Raw genomic sequence first — 18,396 nt, forward strand, 5'->3', positions numbered from 1 at the left:
GATTAGGTCAGTTCAGCGGGCCCAAGCCTGACAACACATCCTGGGCGTCCAGCAGGCGCTCGCACCAGGCCTCAAGGGAGCGGCCCTCTTGCTGTGCCTGTTTGCGCAGGCGGTCCAAGGCCTGGCCACGGGCCATTGAATGCCGGTGCATGACGATGCCCACGGCCAGCGCCACGGTTTGCGCCAAAGGGTCAGCGCTGGACGAGGATGCAGACGTTTTGGCCTGCGTGCTCGTCTGCCTAGCCTGGGCTTCGGCTTCAGCGGCATTTTTGCGCCGGTTGGCGAAGGCTGATTCCACTGCTGGCACGATCTGCTGGATGTCCAGCGGCTTGACCAGGTAGGTCACGGCGCCCAGCTCCTTGACCTGTGCCACCGTGGCCTCGTCGGCAAACGCCGACAGGAACATGAACGGAATCTGGCAGTACTCGCGCAGGTAGGCGGCCACGTCGAAGCCGGTTTTGCCTTCCATGCGGATGTCCAGCAGGGCCAGTTCGGGCTTGTGTTCGTGGGCCAGCAGGATGGCGTCGTCGCCGTTGTCGGCGTCGATCACCTCGTAGCCGGCTTGTGACAGGCCGTGGGTCAACGTGGCCAGTACCAGCCGATCATCGTCCACCACCAAAATTTTGCCTTTGTGATTCACGCACATCCTCATTGGGCCGTGAAGCCCTGGAACGCGACGGAGACCCAGGGCCTCAGATCACGTCATGACTGATTCGCTATTTTGCACGGCATTCCTCTTTCATTGTGGCCAAAGTGCAATCTGCTGGCCCGATGGAGCACCCAGGATGTGGGGGGTGGGCACCAAACTGATGCCTGGCGGATTCAGTTCGATCCGGGTCACGACCTGTTCGCCCTCCTGGGTCATGCTCAGCTTGGAGCTGCGGCGGGGCAGCAGGGCGCGGACCAGGCCCAGGCCCGACACGCCGCCAGGCACCCGGTGAACGTTGAAGCCTTCGGGCAACAAGCCGGCGTTGCGGATCTCGATGCACACCTGTTGCTCGCCGCAGATCAGGGAGCAGGTCAGGGCCTCGGCGGCCAGGCCGTGTTTGTGGGCGTTGGTGAGCAGTTCGTTGAGGCTGAGCGCAATCGGGATGGATTCGGCCTCTGGCAATTGCCATTCCGAGGCGTTGCTGCCCTCAACCACCAAGGTGATGGTGCGGCTGAAGGTGCGCTGCACCGACTGGGCAATCGCTTCGATGACATTTTTAAGGCGCAACGGGCCGCCTGCGCCCACTTGCAGGCCATAGACCTGCGCGATCGCCTGAACCTGGCCGACCACCTCGGAGATGGCCGAGGCGACTTCGGGCTTGCGGGCCGCGATCTGCTGCAGCAGGCCTGCCACGCCTTGCAGGTTGTTTTTGATGCGGTGGTGCACTTCCTTGACCAGCATTTCACGTTGAGCAATGGCGGCCTCCAGCCGGGCCTGCTCAGCGGCGCGTTGCTCGCTGACATCCGACGCCACCAGCAGCAGTTGGTCGGCGGTCTGGCCGTCGTGTGACAAGGGCAGGTAGCTGACGTCCCAGGTTTGCACGCTCGAGCCCGGACCCTGCTCGAACTTGTATTCGCGCTGCAGCGGTTTGGCCGAATCGAGGGCCCTGAGCATGTCGGTGCGCAGCTGGCGCCCCCGGTTCGCGCCGTGGATCTGTTCGGGGGTGAGGCCTGCCGCCTTGGCGGGCTCGATCTTCATGAAGGCCGAGGCGGCCTGGTTGGCCTGGATGACGGTCAGGGTCTTGGCATCGCACAGGGTGATGGTCATGGGCGCCATCTCGATGATGCGCTGCAGGGTGGCCTGGGCTTCCGCCGTCAGGGCTTCGGCCTCGCGGCGCCGGTCGATGTCCATCAGGGCGTAGGTGATCTGGCGCTCGCCGAACTCACCCAGCGTGACCACGGCGTTGCCGACCACCCAGAACACGCGCCCGTCACGGCCCATGACCTGGCATTCGAAGGTGTGTGATTGGCCATCAAGCAGGTCATCGAGGTAGCCGGTCAGGCGGAAAGGGTGGTCGATGTCTGACGTGGCAACGGTGCTGAGCGGATGGCCCAGGAAATCGGGCAGGTCGCCGCCGAACATGCGCCGGGCCGAGCGGTTCATCCAGGCAATGCCGCCGGAGTCCAGCGTGACGATGCCCACGAACACCGAGTCGAGGATGGCGCGGGTGCGGTCAGCCTGCAGGGTGAGGTATTGTTCGGCGCGGTGGCGGTCGTCGACGTTGACAAAGGACGCGATGAAGCCTTCTTCGGGCTGGTCGGGTTTGACCAGGCGCAGGTTGACTTCGGCCCACAAGGGCGTGCCGCGAGGATGCCTCAAGGCACGCTCGCCTTGCCAGTGGCCGTGTTCGCCAAGTTGCGCGAGGATCTGGTCGTCGGTTCTGGCCAGGGTGCTGGTGTCGACATCGGTGATGTACAGGCTGGCCAGGGGCCGGCCGGCCATGTCTTGGTGGTCCAGTCCCAGCAAGCTGGCCAGGGCCGGGTTGGCGCTTTGCACCAGGCCGTCGCGCACGAAGGCGATGCCCACGCCAGACATGGTGAACATCAGGTCGCGGTCGCGGCCCAAGGCTTCCAGCTGGGCTTGTTGCGAACGGATGCGCGTGATGTCCGACAGCACCGCGATCACCTCCAGGGTGTCGGTGCGGGGGCCGATGCGGCGCACCGACAGCGCATACCAGCGCGTGGGGAAGCCGGGGGCAACGATCTCCAGTTCGCTTTCGAACTGTCCGGTGTTTTTCAGCTCGACCGTGGATTGATCGACCACGCGGCGGATGCGCGGATCGCTGGCCAGCAGGGCGTCCAGGTGCTGGCCAGTCAAGGTACCAGGGTTCAAGCCCAGCATGCGTTCGAAGCGGCGGTTGCAGCGCACCAGGATGTTGTCGCGCACGTAGGCGATGCCGGCGGGGCTGCTTTCGAGGATGGTGCGCAGCTCGTGCAGCAACTGGTCTTGGTCGAACTCCATCAGGCCGGTGGGTTCGCCGCTGGTGTTGGTGAAGTCGGGGGGCTGCGGAGTTTGCACTACCAAGGCCAGGGGGTTGGTGTCGTGCACCACGCACAGAAAACGCTCGGGTTGACCGGGGACGGCGGGGTGGGCGTGCACCTGGCTGCGCAGGTAGCGCCGGTTGGAGGAGCCTTGGTCGATGAAGGCCAGGTTGGTCATCGGTGGGGCCCCTGGGGCCAGCCCGATCAGTGCCAAAGGGGCATCCCAGCCGGTGAGCTGCTGCAGGGCTTCAGACTCGTGGCCCAGCAAAGCGCCTGGCGCAGGCGCCTTGCCGAACATTCCGGCAAAGGCCGCATTGCTGCGCAGCAGGTGGCCATGCTCGTCAAATTCAATCAGGGCCTGGGGGACCAGATCGAACCAGGCATCGTCGGTGCGGTGAGTCATGGCCAGGGCGGTGGGTTTCAAGCGTCAGCTTTGGGCACAACGGTCACGCCTGGCAACTTGCCGGAGTAGTCTTTGGGCAGCTTGGACAGGCCGGCGGCCAGGCGTTGGGCCATGTCTTTGTACAGCGCTGCCAACTTGCCATTCGGATCAGCGGCGACCGTGGGGTTGCCGCTGTCGGCTTGCTGGCGGATGTTCAGGTCCAAAGGCATGGAGCCCAGCGAGGGCACGCCGGTTTCTTCGGCCAGGCGCTTGCCACCGTCTTCACCAAAGATGTGGGCTTCGTGGCCGCAATTGGGGCAGTGGTAAGTGGCCATGTTCTCGACCACGCCCAGCACGGGCACGCTCACTTTTTCGAACATGCGCAGGCCTTTTCTAGCGTCCAGCAGGGCGATGTCCTGTGGGGTGGTGACGATCACGGCGGCGGTGAGTGGCGCGCGCTGGCACAGGGTCAAGTGGATGTCGCCGGTGCCGGGGGGCATGTCCACGATCAGGTAGTCCAGGGGGGCATCGGGCGCGCCCCAGCGGGTCTGGCGCAGCAGTTGTTCGACCGCCTGGGTGGCCATGGGGCCGCGCCAGATGGTGGGCGCGTTTTCGTCGATCAGCAGGCCGATCGACATCATCTGCAGGCCATGGTTGCGCAGGGGCTCAATGCTTTTGCCATCGGGGCTGTCGGGGCGGCCGCTCAAGCCCATCATCAGCGGCTGGCTGGGGCCGTAGATGTCGGCATCAAGCATGCCCACACTCGCACCTTCGGCGGCCAGGGCCAGGGCCAGGTTGATGGCGGTGGTGCTTTTGCCCACGCCACCTTTGCCGGAGGCAATACCGATCAGGTTCTTCACGCCGGCCAGTGGCGCCTGGCCGCGCGGCGCGGCGTGAGTCTGCACCTTTGTGGTCCAGTTCACCTCGACGCTGGAAATGCCGGGCACATCGTCAAGCGCCTGCATCACCAGGGCGGTGTAGCTGGGCCAGCGCGACAAGGCCGGGTAGCCCAGGGTGATGTCCACGGTGGCCTGGCCTTGCTCTACCCGCAGCGATTTGAGCTGCTTGCCGCTGACCCAATCCTGACCAGTCAAGGGGTCGATGACGGCGGTGAGCGCGGCGCGTGCGGCGGTTTCAAGGGCGGATGGTGCGGGTAGGGTCATGCTGGCGGAGGCGGTGTACAGGCGGGAGGGAAAGGGGGATGAGAAAACTAATCCAGGCAGCCAGTCTAGCGCGGCCTAAAATCAAGGACTTTCCCCAAGCCCTTGTCGCCATGCCACGTCAGCTATTTGTCACGACAGCCCTGCCCTATGCCAACGGCCACTTTCACGTGGGCCACATCATGGAGTACATCCAGGCCGACATATGGGTGAGATTTCAGCGCCAGCAGGGGCATCGCGTTCACTTCGTGGGGGCCGATGACGCCCATGGCGCCCCCATCATGATCGCGGCCGAAAAGGCTGGCAAGACGCCGCAACAGTTTGTGGCCGACATCGCGGCGGGCCGCAAGCCCTACCTGGATGGCTTCCACATTGCGTTCGACCACTGGTCGTCCACCGACAGCCCCGAAAATCACTCGCTGGCCAAAGAGATCTACGTGAACCTGCGCGAGGCCGGCCTGATCACCGTGCGCCCGGTGGAGCAGTTCTTCGACCCCGAAAAGAGCATGTTCCTGCCCGACCGCTTCATCAAGGGCGAGTGCCCCAAATGCGGCGCCAAGGATCAGTACGGCGATTCGTGCGAGGTGTGCGGCGCGGTCTATTCGCCCATCGAACTGAAGAACCCTTATTCGGCCCTGAGTGGCGCCACGCCAGTGCGCAAGACCAGCGACCATTATTTTTTCAAGCTGTCCGACCCGCGTTGCTCGGAGTTTTTAGAAGCCTGGACGCAAGATGGCAAGCTGCAGTCCGAGGTCGGCAACAAGATCCGCGAGTGGTTCACCAAAGATGAAAACGGCGAAGGCGGCTTGAGCGATTGGGACATCAGCCGCGACGCGCCTTATTTCGGCATTGAGATCCCTGATTTGCCCAAGGACTCGCCAGGCAAGTACTTCTACGTGTGGCTTGACGCGCCGGTGGGCTACCTGGCCTCGCTGAAAAGTTATTTCGCGCATGGTGGTCCCAAAGCCAAGTATGGCGAGACCCGCAGTTTTGACGAGTTCATGGCCGACCCGGCGGTGGAGCAGATTCACTTCATCGGCAAGGACATCACTTACTTCCACACCCTGTTCTGGCCCGCGATGCTGAAGTTCAGCGGCCGCAAGCTGCCATCGCAAGTGAATGTGCATGGCTTCATGACCATCAACAATGGCGACAAGATGAGCAAGAGCCGGGGCACCGGCCTGGACCCGCTCAAGTACCTCGGCCTGGGCATGAACCCCGAATGGCTGCGTTACTACATCGCGGCCAAGCTCAACAGCAAGGTCGAAGATGTTGACTTCAACCCCGAAGACTTCGTGGCCCGCGTGAACAGCGACCTGGTCGGCAAGTACGTCAACATCGCCAGCCGCTGCTCCAACTTCATCCACAAGTACTTTGAAGGCAACTTGGCGCACCTGGGCTCGGGCGACGAAGGCAAGCTGCAAGAGATGATCCCGCTGCAGGCCGTGATCAGCCGCGAGGCCTTGATTGCCGAGTCGCTCGACAAGCGCGAGTTCGGCAAGGCCCTGCGCGACATCATGGCCGCCGCCGACGAGATCAACCAGTACTTCGACACCGCCAAGCCCTGGGAGCTGGCCAAGGACAGCGCTCAGCATGCCGCCAACAGCGCCTTGCACGAGGTGCTGTCGGCCTGCATGGAAGGCTTCAAGTATTTGACGCTGTTCCTCAGCCCCATCCTGCCGGACGTGACCCGCCGTGCTTTCGACTTCCTGGGCTTTGATCAGCCCTTGAACTGGGCCGAGCGCACCACGCCAGTCACCACCATCCGCAAGTATGAGCACCTGATGACCCGGGTCGATCCCAAGATGCTGGAAGCGTTGTTCGAAGCGCCGGCACCCGCCGCCGTCGAGGCACCTGAACCCGGCGGCGAGGCCATTGCCCCCACGATCACCATCGACGATTTCGCCAAGATCGATCTGCGCATTGCCAAGATCGTCAACGCTGAACACGTTGAGGGCTCGGACAAGCTGCTGCGCCTGACCCTGGACGTGGGCGAGGGCCGGATGCGCAATGTCTTCAGCGGCATCAAGTCGGCCTACAAGCCCGAAGATCTGGTCGGCAAGCTGACCGTGATGGTGGCCAACCTGGCGCCGCGCAAGATGAAGTTCGGTGTCAGCGAAGGCATGGTGCTGGCCGGCTCGCACGCCGATGAAAAGGACAACCCCGGCATCTACGTGCTGGAACCTTTCCCGGGGGCCCAGCCCGGCATGCGGGTGCGCTGATGCTGCTGGGGGCCTGGTTCAAACGATGGGGTTTGGACCTGGCACCGTTTCGTCCGCGCTTGCTCGATGACCTGAAGGGCTACAACCGCGGCCGTTTCATGACCGATGTGGGTGCGGGCCTCACGGTGGGCATCGTGGCCTTGCCTTTGGCCATGGCTTTTGCGATTGCCTCGGGCGTCAAGCCGGAGGCGGGCTTGTTCACCGCCATCATCCCGGGCTTTTTGATCTCGGCCTTGGGTGGATCAGGCGTGTAGATCGGCGGGCCGGCGGGTGCCTTCATCGTCATCCTCTACGGCATCGTCGAGCACCATGGCGTGGCCAATTTGCTGATATCGACGGCGATGGCGGGTGTGCTGTTGTTCGCGCTGGGTCTGTTCCGGCTGGGCGTGCTGGTGCGCTACACCATCAGGCGCACGCATGGTGGTGCTGGAAGCGCACCGATTGATCTCGATCGACACCTCCGGGCTGGACGCTTTGTTGCAGTTGCGACGTGCCCTGGCGCGCAAGGACATCCCACTGGTGTTGTGCGAGGTCAATGAGCAACCACTGGGCTTGATCCACCGTGCTCACCATGATGAAACCTTGGGGCCGGCCAATGTGGTCAAGGATTTGCCCTCAGCCTTGCTGCGGGCTCGTCAGTTGATTCAGTGACGTGGTGGCCGTTTGGCTCACAGCAGCGCTGTGAACAAGTCAAGGCAGAGCAGTGTGGTGGTGGGTGAGCGGGCCAGGGCGGCGGCCTGCTCATGGTCTTGCAGCGCCAGCAGCAAGGCCCGAACGTCGGGCATGGCACCCTGAGGGAAGGGATGCGCTTGACTCAGCAAAACCAGTTGCTGCAGGGACTGCCGCCATGACTCGATCTGCGGCAGTTGCGGGGCTGGGCTGGCTCCGACCGCGCTCATGGCGTCCGTGAATTGCTCCAAGGCCTGGGCCAAGTCGATGTCGACGCTGGCGTTCTGTGGCGCAGCCGTTGCCGGCACCTCACTGGCGGCCAGCCGCGCCAGCCGATCTCCCCGATGCGCCTTGGTCTGGGTGTCCAGCCAAAGGTGGTGGCGAAGCACCCAATCTCGCGCCATGGCGATGACCGCCATCGGGTGGCCGCTCACCAGTTCGATCTCTAATTCTTGCACCGCCACGCTCAGATCGCCTGCGTGGATGTGCCCCAGGTCCAATGCCAGCTCGACCACGCCGCCATGGGGTGTGCCTGGGCCCACCGCCACGCGGGCAGTCTGGCGCCAGATGTCGGTGCGGTACAACTCCACCAGCCCGGTGTGTTCGCCCCGGCGGTCCTGGCCTGGATTCCAGCCCAGCGTCTTGATCAGAGAAGCTTCGGCCGGCGAGCCCAGGTGCAGGCTCAAATCGATCTTGGCGGCGCTCCCCTCGGCGGGCGCAGGCGCGGGCTGGTTGTCTTCCAGTCTGATCATGGTGTTGGCGCCAGACGCTTTCAGGGTCTGAACCCAACGTTCGCCTTCCTTGCGCAATCGCAAGGCGCTGCGTGCCTGGCCCAGTCGGCGATCGGGCGTGTCAACGTAGTGAGCCTGCAGGCGCTCTCGTGCGTGACCTGGTAAGCCTTCAATTTCGGCCGACAACATCGCCAGAGAATCGGCCGGGATCTGGAATTTAAGTTCGATTTCCTGCATAAGGGCTGATTGTGGTGGCGACCCTTGGCCTCAAGGGCCGCGCAGACCGATAAAATGCCGGATTGACACTCTCTTTTGACTGGTGCCCACCATGCCGCTTTTCTGGAAGCCCTACAAGTCTGACGTGACCCAGTTCATCGACAGCCTCAAGCAGCGCGACCCCCAGCTGGAAGACCGCCAACGCCAGGGCCGCTCCCTGCTGTGGGACAAGGCCGTTGACCGCGACGCGCAGCAGGATTCCCGCGAATCGAACGTGGCGCAGCAGCCTTACGTCTACCAAACCAAGGGCGACTGACGGTCGTGAGCGGACAAGTCCTGGACGCGAGCCACCTGCCCGAGGTCGTTGACCGCGTGGCGATGGCGCGCCTGTATGGCGAGCCCTTGTTCTCGATGCCGCTGGATCTGTACATCCCGCCCGACGCGCTGGAAGTCTTCCTGGAGAAGTTCGAAGGCCCGCTGGACCTGCTGCTCTACCTGATCCGCAAGCAGAACTTCAACATCCTTGACATCCCGCTGGCCGACGTCACGCGCCAGTACCTCACCTACGTCGACCAGATCCGCAAGCACAACCTCGAGCTGGCGTCCGATTACCTGCTGATGGCCGCCATGCTGATCGAGATCAAGTCTCGGATGCTGCTACCGCCCAAGAAGTCGGAAGGCGGCGAAGAGGCCGAGGATCCGCGCGCCGAACTGGTTCGCCGCCTGATCGAATACGAGCAGATGAAACTGGCGGCGGCGGGGCTCACCCGAATCCCGCTATTGGGCCGCGATTTCCTGCGCGTGCAGGTGCACAACGATCCGTCGGTGCGCGTGCGCCACCCCGATGTCGCGCTGGTGGATTTGCGCGAAGCCTGGGCCGACATCCTCAAGCGCGCCAAGCTCAACACCCACCACATCATCACGCGCGAAGAGCTGTCGGTGCGCGAGCACATGGGCATCGTGTTGCGCCGTTTGCAGGGCCAGCGTTTTGTCGAGTTTGAACACTTGTTCGATCCGGGGCGCGGGCCGCAGGTGCTGGTGGTGACCTTCATCGCCCTGCTGGAGCTGGGCAAAGAGCGCCTGCTCGAGATCACCCAGGCTGAAGCTTTTGCGCCCATTTACGTGCGCCTGGCCTACCACCCGGCCTGATCAATCGGAGCGATCAATCGCTGCTGTTCAGCGCTCTGTGCGCTCCCAGTCGGGCGGCGCCCACAGGTGCTTGAGACGTTGCCACAGCGGCCCTGGCTTCATCGCATCGCGCCCCATGGCCTGCCACTCGTGGAACATCATCACCAGCGGGTTGCCGGTGTGGATCTGCTTGACGATGCCGTAGTCGCAGGGCGCGTCCTCCGGCACGAAGCTGCCAAACAGCTTGTCCCAGATGATCAGCACGCCCGCGTAATTGCGGTCCAGGTATTGTGTGTTGCGGGCATGGTGAACGCGGTGGTGCGATGGCGTGTTGAAGATCGCCTCGAACCACCGGGGCAGCTTGCGCACGGACTCGGTGTGCACAAAGAATTGATAGGCCAGGCTCACGGCCACCACCAGGATCACGTGGCGCGTTTCGAACCCCAGCCAGGCCAGGGGCAGCCAGAACACCCACATGCCTGAGATGGGGTAGGTGGGGCTTTGCCGCAAGGCGGTCGCCAGGTTCATGGTCTGGCCAGAATGGTGGGTCACGTGGCTGGCCCACATCCAGCGCACGCGGTGGCTGGCGCGGTGGAACCAGTAATAGCAAAAGTCTTGTGCCACCAGCAGCCCGACCACGCTCCACCAGGTGATGGCGATGTCGAACAGGCGGTGCTGGTAGATCAGGTCGAACAGGCCGACCAGCAAGGCCCAGGCGATGCCGTCGGCCACCGCGTGGCTCAAGGCCAGGCTGATGTTGATGGACGTGCCCTGGACCGTGTAAGTCTGTTGCCGCCGACGGTTCAGCCACCAGGCCTCAAAAGTCATGCAGGCGGCGAAAATCGGCCCCATCAAGAGCAGGAAAACCTTTTCCAGCCCGATTTCATTCAACTGCGTCCACCACGAGGCCATGTCTGGTCCAAACATCAACACGACAAAGCATCATGCTAGCCCCAGTCGCTCGTGGGCGCTTGCAGAATTTCCCGCGCACGCGGTGGCTTGTCGGCCTAGAATCGCGCCACTTTGGCACCCAACCCGCGTGAAATGAGCTCAGTGACCCCCGCTGCCTTGCCCGCCCGCAAACCCTTGAACCTGCACCGCCTGCGCGAGATGCATGCGCAGGGTGAAAAAATCACCATGCTGACCTGCTACGAGTCTTCGATGACTCGCATGCTGGACGATTGCGGCGTGGACTGCATCCTGATCGGCGACTCGCTGGGCATGGTCGTGCAAGGCCAATCCAGCACGGTGCCAGTGACCGTCGACGACATCACTTACCACACGCGCTGCGTGGTGAGCGGCAACCGCCACACCTGGGTCATCAGCGATCTGCCTTTTGGCAGTTACCAGGAGAACCGTGAGCAAGCCCTGCGCTCCAGCGTGGCCCTGATGCAGGCCGGTGCCCACATGGTCAAGCTCGAAGGCGGCGGCTGGACGGCCGAGACCGTGCACTTCCTGACCGATCGCGGCATCCCCGTGTGCGCCCACCTGGGCCTGACGCCGCAACGCGTGCACGCCTTGGGCGGCTACCGCATCCAGGGCCGAGATGCCGCCGGGGCCGAGACCTTGCGCCGCCATGCCAAGGAGTTGGCGCAAGCCGGTGCCGCCATGGCCGTGCTGGAGTTGATGCCTTCTGACGTGGCCGCAGCGGTGCAGACTGACAACCCCGGCATGATCACCATCGGCATTGGCGCGGGCCAGCGCACCGCCGGCCAGGTGCTGGTGCTGCACGACATGCTCAACATTACCAGGGGCAAGCTGCCGCGCTTCGTGCGCAACTTCATGGCCGAGGGCGGCTCCATCGACGACGCCGTCCGCCGCTTCGTGTCGAGTGTCAAGGACGGCAGCTTCCCCGACGAAGCCATCCACGGTTATTGATTGATCAACGCTGCGATCCCGATGAAGATCATCCACACCATCGCTGAGTTGCGCACCATCGTGGCCGAGGCCGCCAACGCGCCCGTGTTCGTGCCCACCATGGGCAATCTGCATGAAGGCCACCTGGCCTTGATCCGACAAGCCCGCGGCATCGCCGACCAGGGTGCATGGGGACGCGGGTTGGTGGTGGCCAGCATCTTCGTCAACCGCCTGCAGTTCGGGCCGCACGAAGATTTCGACCGCTATCCACGCACCTTGGCGCGCGATGCCGAACTGTTGGCCGGCGCGGGCTGCGACGTGGTGTTCGCGCCTGATGAGGCCGAGTTGTACCCCCAGCCTCAGGGCTACAAAGTGGCGCCCCCAGACGACCTGGCCAACCTGCTCGAAGGTGAGTTTCGCCCCGGTTTTTTCACGGGCGTGTGCACGGTGGTGGCCAAGCTGTTCAACATCGTGCAGCCGCGCGCGGCGGTGTTTGGCAAGAAGGACTACCAGCAGCTCATGGTGATCAAGGGCATGGTGCGGCAGATGGCTTGGCCCATCGACATTGTGGGCGGTGACACGGCGCGGGCCGATGATGGTCTGGCCTTGTCATCGCGCAATGGCTACCTGAGTGCCGATGAGCGTGCCCAGGCGGTGCAGTTGTCGCAGGCTTTGCAGCGGGTGCGGGACCTCGTCCTGGCAGGCCGCACTGGCTTGCCTTGCGATGGTGTGGCAAAGATCGAAGCGCAAGCCTTTGACAAGCTCGGTCAGCAGGGCTGGGTGCCGGACTACGTCAGCATCCGGCGTCAACGTGATCTGCTGGCACCATCGGCTGAAGAACTGCTTGGCAACGAAGCCCTGGTGGTGGTGGCGGCGGCCAAGCTCGGCAAGACGCGCCTGATCGACAACCTGGAAGTCTGATTGAACAGATGTGTCTGGCCACATCGCCAGCAAGCCCCGTCAAAGGGTGCTTAAAAAAGCAACTACTTCGTCTTCCTTGCGGCTGCGCTTCATCGGCGGCAGGCTTTGCCAGATGCGCTTGCCGTAAGGCTTTTCGATCAAGCGCACGTCGCCGATCATGAGCACGCCCCGGTCGGTCTCGCTGCGGATCAACCGGCCTGCGCCCTGCTTGAGCGCGATAATCGCTTGCGGCACCTGGTGTTCCATGAAGGGGTTGCCGCCTTCTTGCTCCAGCAACTCCAGACGCTTGGCCAGCACTGGGTCGTCTGGCGGCGCAAAGGGCAGTTTGTCGATCACCACCAGGGTCAGCGCGTCGCCCTTCACGTCAATGCCCTCCCAGAAGCTGTGGCTGCCTACCAGCACCGCGTTGCCCGTGCGCCTGAAGTCGTCCAGCAAGGTGGGGCGGGGAGCATCCCCTTGCCGCAACACCGGGAACGGATCACCGCCTTCTTCGAACAATTTTTTGAGGTGATCTGCCGCCCGCTGCACGGCGCGGTGGCTGGTGCACAGCACGAAAGCCCGGCCACGGTTGGCGCGGATCAAGGGCAGGGCGGCTTCGACCAGGGCTTCCGTGTGGTTGGCGGCGCTGGGCTGCGGCAAGCCCTCTGGCACGTACAGCATGGCCTGTGAAGGGTAGTCGTAGGGGCTGGACCAGGCCAGGCAGTGCGCATCTTCCAGGCCCAGGGCCTGGGTGAAATGCGTGAAGTCGTTTTTGACCGCCAAAGTGGCCGAGGTGAAGATCCAGGCGCGGCGCGGCGCTTCGGCGGGCGCCTTGGCTTGCGCCCCTTCGCTGTCGTCATCGGCCTCGAACGCGTTGTCGGCCAGCCCCAGGCGCTGGCGGCGGAACACGTCGGCCACGGAGATGGGCGTGCGGTGCAGTTGCAGGCCATGACTGCCCACATCGACCCAACACAGTTCAGGCTCATTGGCGCGCTCTGGCGCGCCCCACGCAGACAGGCGCTGCATCAACGCATGGGCGCGGCGCTGCAACTGGGCCAGGTCGGGGCTGCGGTCGGCCTGTGATTCGAGCGTGTCGCGCACTTCGGACAAGGCCTCGCGCACGGTGAGCAGGGCAGCGTGAAGCGGATGTGCCGCGCCCAGTTGCGGCTGGGCCAGGCGCTGTGTCTGCGGCCCAAAACACAGGCGCAGATCACGGGTGGCGCGGTCCAGTGGGGCCAGCACATCATTCCACTTCGCCCCATCGCGAGCCTGGGTCTGGCCGGTGGCCAGCGCATCCCTCAGCAGGTCCAGCAATTGCGCGGTCGAAATCGAATCTCCAAAGAACAGTGTGGCGGTATCGGGCAACTGGTGCGCTTCGTCAAAGATCACGGTCTGGGCATTGGGCAGCAGCTCAGGCACGCCTTCTTCGCGCAACATTAAATCGGCGAAGAACAGGTGGTGGTTGACCACGACGACATCGGCGTCCTGGGCCTCGCGCCGGGCCTTCATCACGAAGCAGTCGGTGTAGTGCTTGCACTCGCTGCCCAGGCAGTTCTCACGCGTTGAAGTGACCCGCGCCCAGATGGTGGCGTGCTCGGGCACGGTCGGGCATTCGGCTTTGTCGCCGGTGGGGCTGAGGTGGATGAAGCGGTTGATCAGGCCCAGGTCCTTGACCTCTTGGCGGCTGCTCAGCATGGCGTCCTGGTTGGCGCCATCCAGGTGGTGCCAGCACAGGTAGTTGCTGCGGCCTTTGAGCAACGCCACCTTGACGGGCACGGCCAAGGCCGCGCGCACGGCGGGCAGGTCACGGTGAAAGAGCTGATCCTGCAGCGCCTTGGTACCGGTCGACACGATGACCTTGCCGCCTTCCAGCAAGGCGGGCACCAGGTAGGCGGCGGTCTTGCCCACGCCGGTGCCGGCTTCCAGCACCACCGTGCTGGCGTCGTGGATGGCTTGCGCCACCGCCTGCGCCATTTCGATTTGCTCGTGGCGCACGTGGTAGCCATCGAAGGCGCGGGCCAAGGGGCCGGAGGCAGAGAAAATCGTGGGCAGGTCCATGGTGAGCATCAATTAGCAGTGCCTATTGTCAGGCCTGTCGGCTTCCCCCCTTCAGGGGCTTGCGCGGACCACCGATGCACTGAGTGCGCGCTTCAGGGTTTCGACGCAATCGCGGCGGTGCGCTTCCGAGGTGCCCGATGGGCTGCTGCCCCAGGGGCTGGAACTCAGTGTGGTCAGCAGACTTCTGGCTTGCCCGCGGACCACGGAGCGCACGTCGGCCCGGCTGCTGGCCGATCGCACCACCAAGGCGGACAGCCGATTCACGTGCTCGCGCTGCAGATTGCGCCGCCAAGGCGCATCGTCCCCCTGAGTCGCTGTCAGGGATGTGCCCCACACGGCATCTCTCACACGCTGGTGCAGTTCGCGCAGGGTGAGGGGTGCTTCATCTCGGTCACGTGTTCGGTCGATGTTGTCCAGCATGCGTTCGGCCAGCACATCGGCCATCAAGGTGTCCAGGACCAGGCGTTGCAGTGACAGCAACGTGTCGGCGATGGAAAAATCGGTCCGGGCACCGCTGCCCTCCACCCGCTCAAAGTAGTCTGGGGCCATGCGGCGTTGTAGCGCGGGGGACAGGCTCAGTGCCTGCGGTGACAGCAGCTCACGGGCAATCAGGTCCAGGGCCGCGCGTTGAGTGGCGGCGGGCAAAGGGTCCAGCGGGTCACGACCACTGCCTGCCGCGTTGCGCCGTGTGATCAGCCCACCGACCTGGCGCAACAGGATTTGCGAAGTGCGCCCGACGTCTCGCAAGGCATGGGTGACCCGGCGGCGCAGCAAGCTCGGGTCATCGGCGGCGCTGGATTTTTCCTGGGCCTGGCGCGCGATCAGGTCTTTGGCGATGGTCAAGCGCTGGCGGGCAAAGACCACGGGGTCGCGGCCCAGGTCAAAGGTCAGCGATTGCGGGTCCAGCCCCAGGTAGTCGTCCTCGTCGGAGCCAAAGTCCAGCTTGTCAGACCAGGCCGGGTCGGCGCTGCGTTCGGCGATGTGCCGCAGCTCAGGCGCCTCTGGGCTGCCCAAGGGCTTGTAGCCATACTCGATGGCCCAGAAGTCGTAAGGCCCCAAGGTGGTTTGAAAGGCGGCGGGCGCGGGCCGACCCGGCAAGGGCAGGTTGATCGGCGCGTAGTCCATCACCGAGGCGCTGTTGCCTTCACGCAGTGTCAAGGCCGGATCGGCCAGTTGTTCGGCGGTGTGCCAGCGCGAACCCCGAAAGTTGTGCCTCAAGCCCAAGGTGTGGCCAACCTCGTGCATGGTCGTGTCTTTCAGGTAAGCCAGCACGAAGGCTTGAACGTCCGGACTGTCCGGGTCCAGGCGCCCTGACGAGGTCATCAAGTCCAGGCCATAGCCCAGTTGCTCGGCCGCTTCGGCCGCGTGCTCGCATCGGCCGTCGGCTGAATGCGTGGATGGTGCTGCGATGATCTCGCTGCGCAAGGTGCGAATCGAGCGCGAGGACAGGCTTTCCAGGGCGATGTCCGCCTGCAGGATCTCGCCCGTGCGCGGGTCCACGTGTGTGGGTCCGATGGCACCGAAGCCTGGTTGGCTGTTGGTCATCCAGCGCACGGTGGCCCGGGCCGACCCCGAGGCCTCGTCCGCCTTGCCAGGCACCGGTGCGCGCACCTGGATCGCATCCTTGATGCCGAGGGCTTCAAAAGCCTTGTTCCAGGCCAGAATGCCCTCGGTGATGACCTGGCGGTAGGCCAGCGGGATGGTCGGGTCGAGTTGGTAGACGATGGGTTGCACAGGCTCTGACATGGCGGCGGCCGGGTCCTTTTTTCCCAGCCGCCAGCGGCTGATGAAGCGCTGCCGAGGGGTGCGTGCCAGGTCCTGAGTGAAGTCGGCTACTGTGGTGGTGAAGTAACCCACCCGTGGGTCTGCAGCGCGCGGTTTCATGGCGGTTTCCGGCAGTGACCTCAGGCTGTAGCGCACATTGATGAACAGGCTGCGTGGGTCGGGCACGGACGTGGGCACACCCGGCGCCACCCCGCCTGCCACGCCATTGCCCGCAGCGATGGAGCTGGTGGCGAAATGGTGGAGGATGTCAAAGCTCAGGTGGTCGCTCTGAGTGCGCGCCACCGACAGCGCAGAATTGCGCGAATCCAGCGCGTAGCTTTGCTTGTAGGCACGCTGAAGTTGCAGCCCCAACCCCAGCATGTCGTTCACCCACAAAGGGTTGGCCTCGATCAGGATGGCGCCCGTTTGGGCCTGAGGCGCACTGGCCACGCTCACGCTGGCCAGCAGGCTGGGCGAAAACGCAGCCTGAACCGCCAGCTCTTGGGGCGTGCCTTTTTGGGCCGTGTACGCCGCGTTCATGGCCAGCAGTTGCACCTGTTGTTGAATCCGGCGGAACTCCACCCACTGGGGGCGCCCCACCTGGGCCGAGCGGCTCGTGATCAGCCCGCCAAAAAGGCCCGCCTCGCCAATGCCCGTGACCACGGTGGGCGACAGGAAAAACGCGCGCCCCAGATTGGCGGGCGCCAATTCGATCCAGACCTTGTCTTGACGCTTCCACAAAGGCAGCAGGCCGTCCATGCGCTCGGCGCCCTTGATGACCGTGTCGAAGGCCGGGGCCTGCCCTGGCACAGGCGTTTGAGCGGGGGTGGCCGCCGTTGGAGGAACGGTGGGCGGGGATGTCCAGCCGATCAACTGAACAGCGCCGCTTTGCAAAGTGCTGCAACCGGACAGGGACAGGGCCATGGTGGTGACCAACAAGGCAAAACGGGTGCGGTGCAGACTCATGAAAGACCTGGGAATGGCATCAATGGCGAGTATCAATAAAAAACCCGGCCCGTGCGAGTGCAGGGGCCGGGTTTGTGGCGAAGTCGCCGTCGGACTTATTGGGTTGGGTGCGGGAACCAGTCTTTGATGAAGGCCAGTTGCGGGAAGTCTTGCACCGCCAGCGGCCCGAAAGCCACGATGGACAGGCCAATGGTCATCACCACCGTGGGCAAGATCCAGCGCTCATAGCGGCGGTAGAAGCCCAGGTGTTTGACCTCGCCATCGGCGATGTTGACTTCGGGCTCGCCAATCACTTGGCGGGTCAGCAACTGGTTCAAGGCCACGGGCGGCAGCAGGTAGCCCAGCTCGAAGGCCACCAGCACCATCATCCAGAAGTGAACGGGGTCGATGTTGTTGGCGAAGGCGATCGGGGCCAGGGTGCCTGACACCAGCACCACGGCGCCGAACGGATCCATGATCATGCCCAGGAACACCTTGGTGACCACCAGGAAGGCCATCGCCGTCCAGTGGTTCTCGAAGACGTGCGGGAAGTTGCTCATGACTTCCGAACGCTCGATCACACCACCCATGGCCAGTGACAAGGTCATCAGGCTGAGCAGCGCGCCAATGTGGCCGATGGTCTCGTTGGTGGCAAAGCGGATGGAGCGCTCCACGCCGGGCTGGCGGTGGCTGGCGTAATCCGGCGTGATCTCGGTCTTGCCCTTGTTGATGATCTTGTCGAAGATCAGGATGATCAACAGCATCACCGGCATGATCGTGGGTGCCGTGATTTCGTTCAGCTTGGTGTCCAGCGCGTATTCGTACAGGGCGATCACGACGATCACCACACCCACATATGGCAGCGTGGGGATGACAGAGCGCAAGGTGGCAGGAATGGCCACGCGGAACGACTCGATCTCAGCGCGTTGGGTGCGCAGCATTTGCGAGGTCAGGAAGAACAAGGTGGACGTCAACAGGAAGACGTAGAAGCCCCAGTGGTACAGGCCATTGGTGGTGACTTGCTTGTTCAGCGCGGCGATCAGCACCACCAGCAGGCAAGGGCGCAGCACCACGCCCAGCGAACCGGACATGGCCGTGGCGGCCAGCGCGAACTGACGCGAACCACCCGAAGCGCGGACCTCGTGGTAAATGATGCCGCCAGCGGCGATCACGAAAATACCTGACGCGCCGGTGTAGGCGGTAGGCACAGCAGCGGCCAGCAAGATGATGTAAGTCAGCAACTGGGGCGACAAACGCCAAGGACGCAGCAGGTCCATGAACAGGTCAACGATGCGGCTTTGCTTGAGCAGCATGCCGGCCCAGATGAACAAGCCCAGGTTCAGGAAGATCGTGGGCAGCTCCATCAACTGGTTGATGTAGATGGCCAGGCCGGC

General features: G+C 63.9%; 14 protein-coding genes and 1 pseudogene. 7 read left to right on the top strand and 8 right to left on the bottom strand.

All coding sequences use genetic code 11. The annotated features are described in order from the left end of the window. Positions 1-7: 7 nt before the first annotated feature. The 3 genes from H7225_RS09870 to apbC all read right to left on the bottom strand — a co-directional run bounded on the left by H7225_RS09870 (position 8) and on the right by apbC (position 4,515). A complete protein-coding gene (locus tag H7225_RS09870) occupies positions 8-640 on the bottom strand; it encodes a response regulator (protein WP_290661340.1) in 633 nt (210 codons plus the stop codon). 99 nt (positions 641-739) lie between these two features. Further along, entirely contained in the window at positions 740-3,394 is a 2,655-nt protein-coding gene (locus tag H7225_RS09875; protein ID WP_290661342.1) for a PAS domain-containing protein, read from the bottom strand. Further along, on the bottom strand, positions 3,391-4,515 hold the full coding sequence (gene apbC, locus H7225_RS09880; RefSeq protein ID WP_290661344.1) for an iron-sulfur cluster carrier protein ApbC: 1,125 nt from the start codon (positions 4,513-4,515) through the stop codon (positions 3,391-3,393). The genes H7225_RS09875 and apbC overlap by 4 nt, the downstream gene beginning before the upstream one ends. 110 nt (positions 4,516-4,625) lie before the next feature. On the opposite strand from apbC, the gene metG reads away from it, so the two are divergent. The 3 genes and pseudogenes from metG (at position 4,626) to H7225_RS09895 (ending at position 7,385) form a co-directional block, all read left to right on the top strand. After that, a complete protein-coding gene (metG, locus tag H7225_RS09885) occupies positions 4,626-6,734 on the top strand; it encodes a methionine--tRNA ligase (protein ID WP_290661346.1) in 2,109 nt (702 codons plus the stop codon). Further along, positions 6,734-7,135, top strand: a pseudogene (locus tag H7225_RS09890) (SulP family inorganic anion transporter); the annotation flags it as partial. The gene metG and the pseudogene H7225_RS09890, both read left to right, overlap by 1 nt. 16 nt (positions 7,136-7,151) lie before the next feature. Continuing rightward, the gene (locus tag H7225_RS09895) at positions 7,152-7,385 is read left to right on the top strand and encodes an STAS domain-containing protein (protein WP_290661348.1); all 234 of its coding nucleotides are present in this window, start codon (positions 7,152-7,154) and stop codon (positions 7,383-7,385) included. 17 nt (positions 7,386-7,402) lie between these two features. On the opposite strand, the gene H7225_RS09900 is transcribed toward H7225_RS09895, so the two are convergent. Next, positions 7,403-8,371 (bottom strand): CYTH domain-containing protein, encoded by a 969-nt coding sequence (locus H7225_RS09900; protein WP_290661350.1) that lies wholly within the window; start codon positions 8,369-8,371, stop codon positions 7,403-7,405. Positions 8,372-8,462: 91 nt separating this feature from the next. Here H7225_RS09900 and H7225_RS09905 point away from each other — a divergent pair, with 91 nt between their 5' ends. After that, entirely contained in the window at positions 8,463-8,666 is a 204-nt protein-coding gene (locus tag H7225_RS09905) for a DUF3460 family protein (protein WP_290661352.1), read from the top strand. Positions 8,667-8,728: 62 nt separating this feature from the next. Continuing rightward, on the top strand, positions 8,729-9,499 hold the full coding sequence (locus H7225_RS09910) for a ScpA family protein (RefSeq protein ID WP_290661366.1): 771 nt from the start codon (positions 8,729-8,731) through the stop codon (positions 9,497-9,499). A gap of 27 nt (positions 9,500-9,526) precedes the next feature. On the opposite strand, the gene H7225_RS09915 is transcribed toward H7225_RS09910, so the two are convergent. Next, positions 9,527-10,390, bottom strand: coding sequence for a sterol desaturase family protein (locus H7225_RS09915; RefSeq protein ID WP_290661354.1), 864 nt, complete (start codon positions 10,388-10,390; stop codon positions 9,527-9,529). A gap of 132 nt (positions 10,391-10,522) precedes the next feature. Between H7225_RS09915 and panB the strand changes: the two genes are divergently transcribed. Then, positions 10,523-11,356 (top strand): 3-methyl-2-oxobutanoate hydroxymethyltransferase, encoded by an 834-nt coding sequence (gene panB, locus H7225_RS09920; protein ID WP_290661356.1) that lies wholly within the window; start codon positions 10,523-10,525, stop codon positions 11,354-11,356. Between the two features lie 21 nt (positions 11,357-11,377). Then, positions 11,378-12,256, top strand: a complete 879-nt coding sequence (panC, locus tag H7225_RS09925) for a pantoate--beta-alanine ligase (RefSeq protein WP_290661358.1) — start codon at positions 11,378-11,380, stop codon at positions 12,254-12,256. Positions 12,257-12,295: 39 nt separating this feature from the next. Here panC and H7225_RS09930 read toward each other — a convergent pair whose 3' ends face one another. The 3 genes from H7225_RS09930 to H7225_RS09940 form a co-directional block, all read right to left on the bottom strand. Then, entirely contained in the window at positions 12,296-14,293 is a 1,998-nt protein-coding gene (locus H7225_RS09930) for an ATP-dependent DNA helicase (protein ID WP_290661360.1), read from the bottom strand. 51 nt (positions 14,294-14,344) lie between these two features. Next, positions 14,345-17,023: a zinc-dependent metalloprotease gene (locus H7225_RS09935; protein ID WP_290661362.1), complete on the bottom strand. Its 2,679-nt coding sequence runs from the start codon at positions 17,021-17,023 to the stop codon at positions 14,345-14,347. A gap of 95 nt (positions 17,024-17,118) precedes the next feature. Continuing rightward, the coding region (locus H7225_RS09940; RefSeq protein WP_290661364.1) for a TRAP transporter large permease subunit at positions 17,119-18,396 on the bottom strand (1,278 nt) is incomplete at its 5' end.

The organism is Aquabacterium sp. (assembly GCF_014378415.1).
Lineage (GTDB): Bacteria > Pseudomonadota > Gammaproteobacteria > Burkholderiales > Burkholderiaceae_C > Aquabacterium.

Bases quoted from the DNA above. Each gene is read 5' to 3' on its own strand.
- panC (WP_290661358.1), top strand. From the start codon at position 11,378: ATGAAGATCATCCACACCATCGCTGAGTTGCGCACCATCGTGGCCGAG.
- H7225_RS09930 (WP_290661360.1), bottom strand. From the start codon at position 14,293: ATGGACCTGCCCACGATTTTCTCTGCCTCCGGCCCCTTGGCCCGCGCC.
- H7225_RS09915 (WP_290661354.1), bottom strand. From the start codon at position 10,390: ATGGCCTCGTGGTGGACGCAGTTGAATGAAATCGGGCTGGAAAAGGTT.
- panB (WP_290661356.1), top strand. From the start codon at position 10,523: ATGAGCTCAGTGACCCCCGCTGCCTTGCCCGCCCGCAAACCCTTGAAC.
- metG (WP_290661346.1), top strand. From the start codon at position 4,626: ATGCCACGTCAGCTATTTGTCACGACAGCCCTGCCCTATGCCAACGGC.
- H7225_RS09900 (WP_290661350.1), bottom strand. From the start codon at position 8,371: ATGCAGGAAATCGAACTTAAATTCCAGATCCCGGCCGATTCTCTGGCG.
- apbC (WP_290661344.1), bottom strand. From the start codon at position 4,515: ATGACCCTACCCGCACCATCCGCCCTTGAAACCGCCGCACGCGCCGCG.
- H7225_RS09910 (WP_290661366.1), top strand. From the start codon at position 8,729: ATGGCGCGCCTGTATGGCGAGCCCTTGTTCTCGATGCCGCTGGATCTG.
- H7225_RS09935 (WP_290661362.1), bottom strand. From the start codon at position 17,023: ATGAGTCTGCACCGCACCCGTTTTGCCTTGTTGGTCACCACCATGGCC.
- H7225_RS09895 (WP_290661348.1), top strand. From the start codon at position 7,152: ATGGTGGTGCTGGAAGCGCACCGATTGATCTCGATCGACACCTCCGGG.
- H7225_RS09905 (WP_290661352.1), top strand. From the start codon at position 8,463: ATGCCGCTTTTCTGGAAGCCCTACAAGTCTGACGTGACCCAGTTCATC.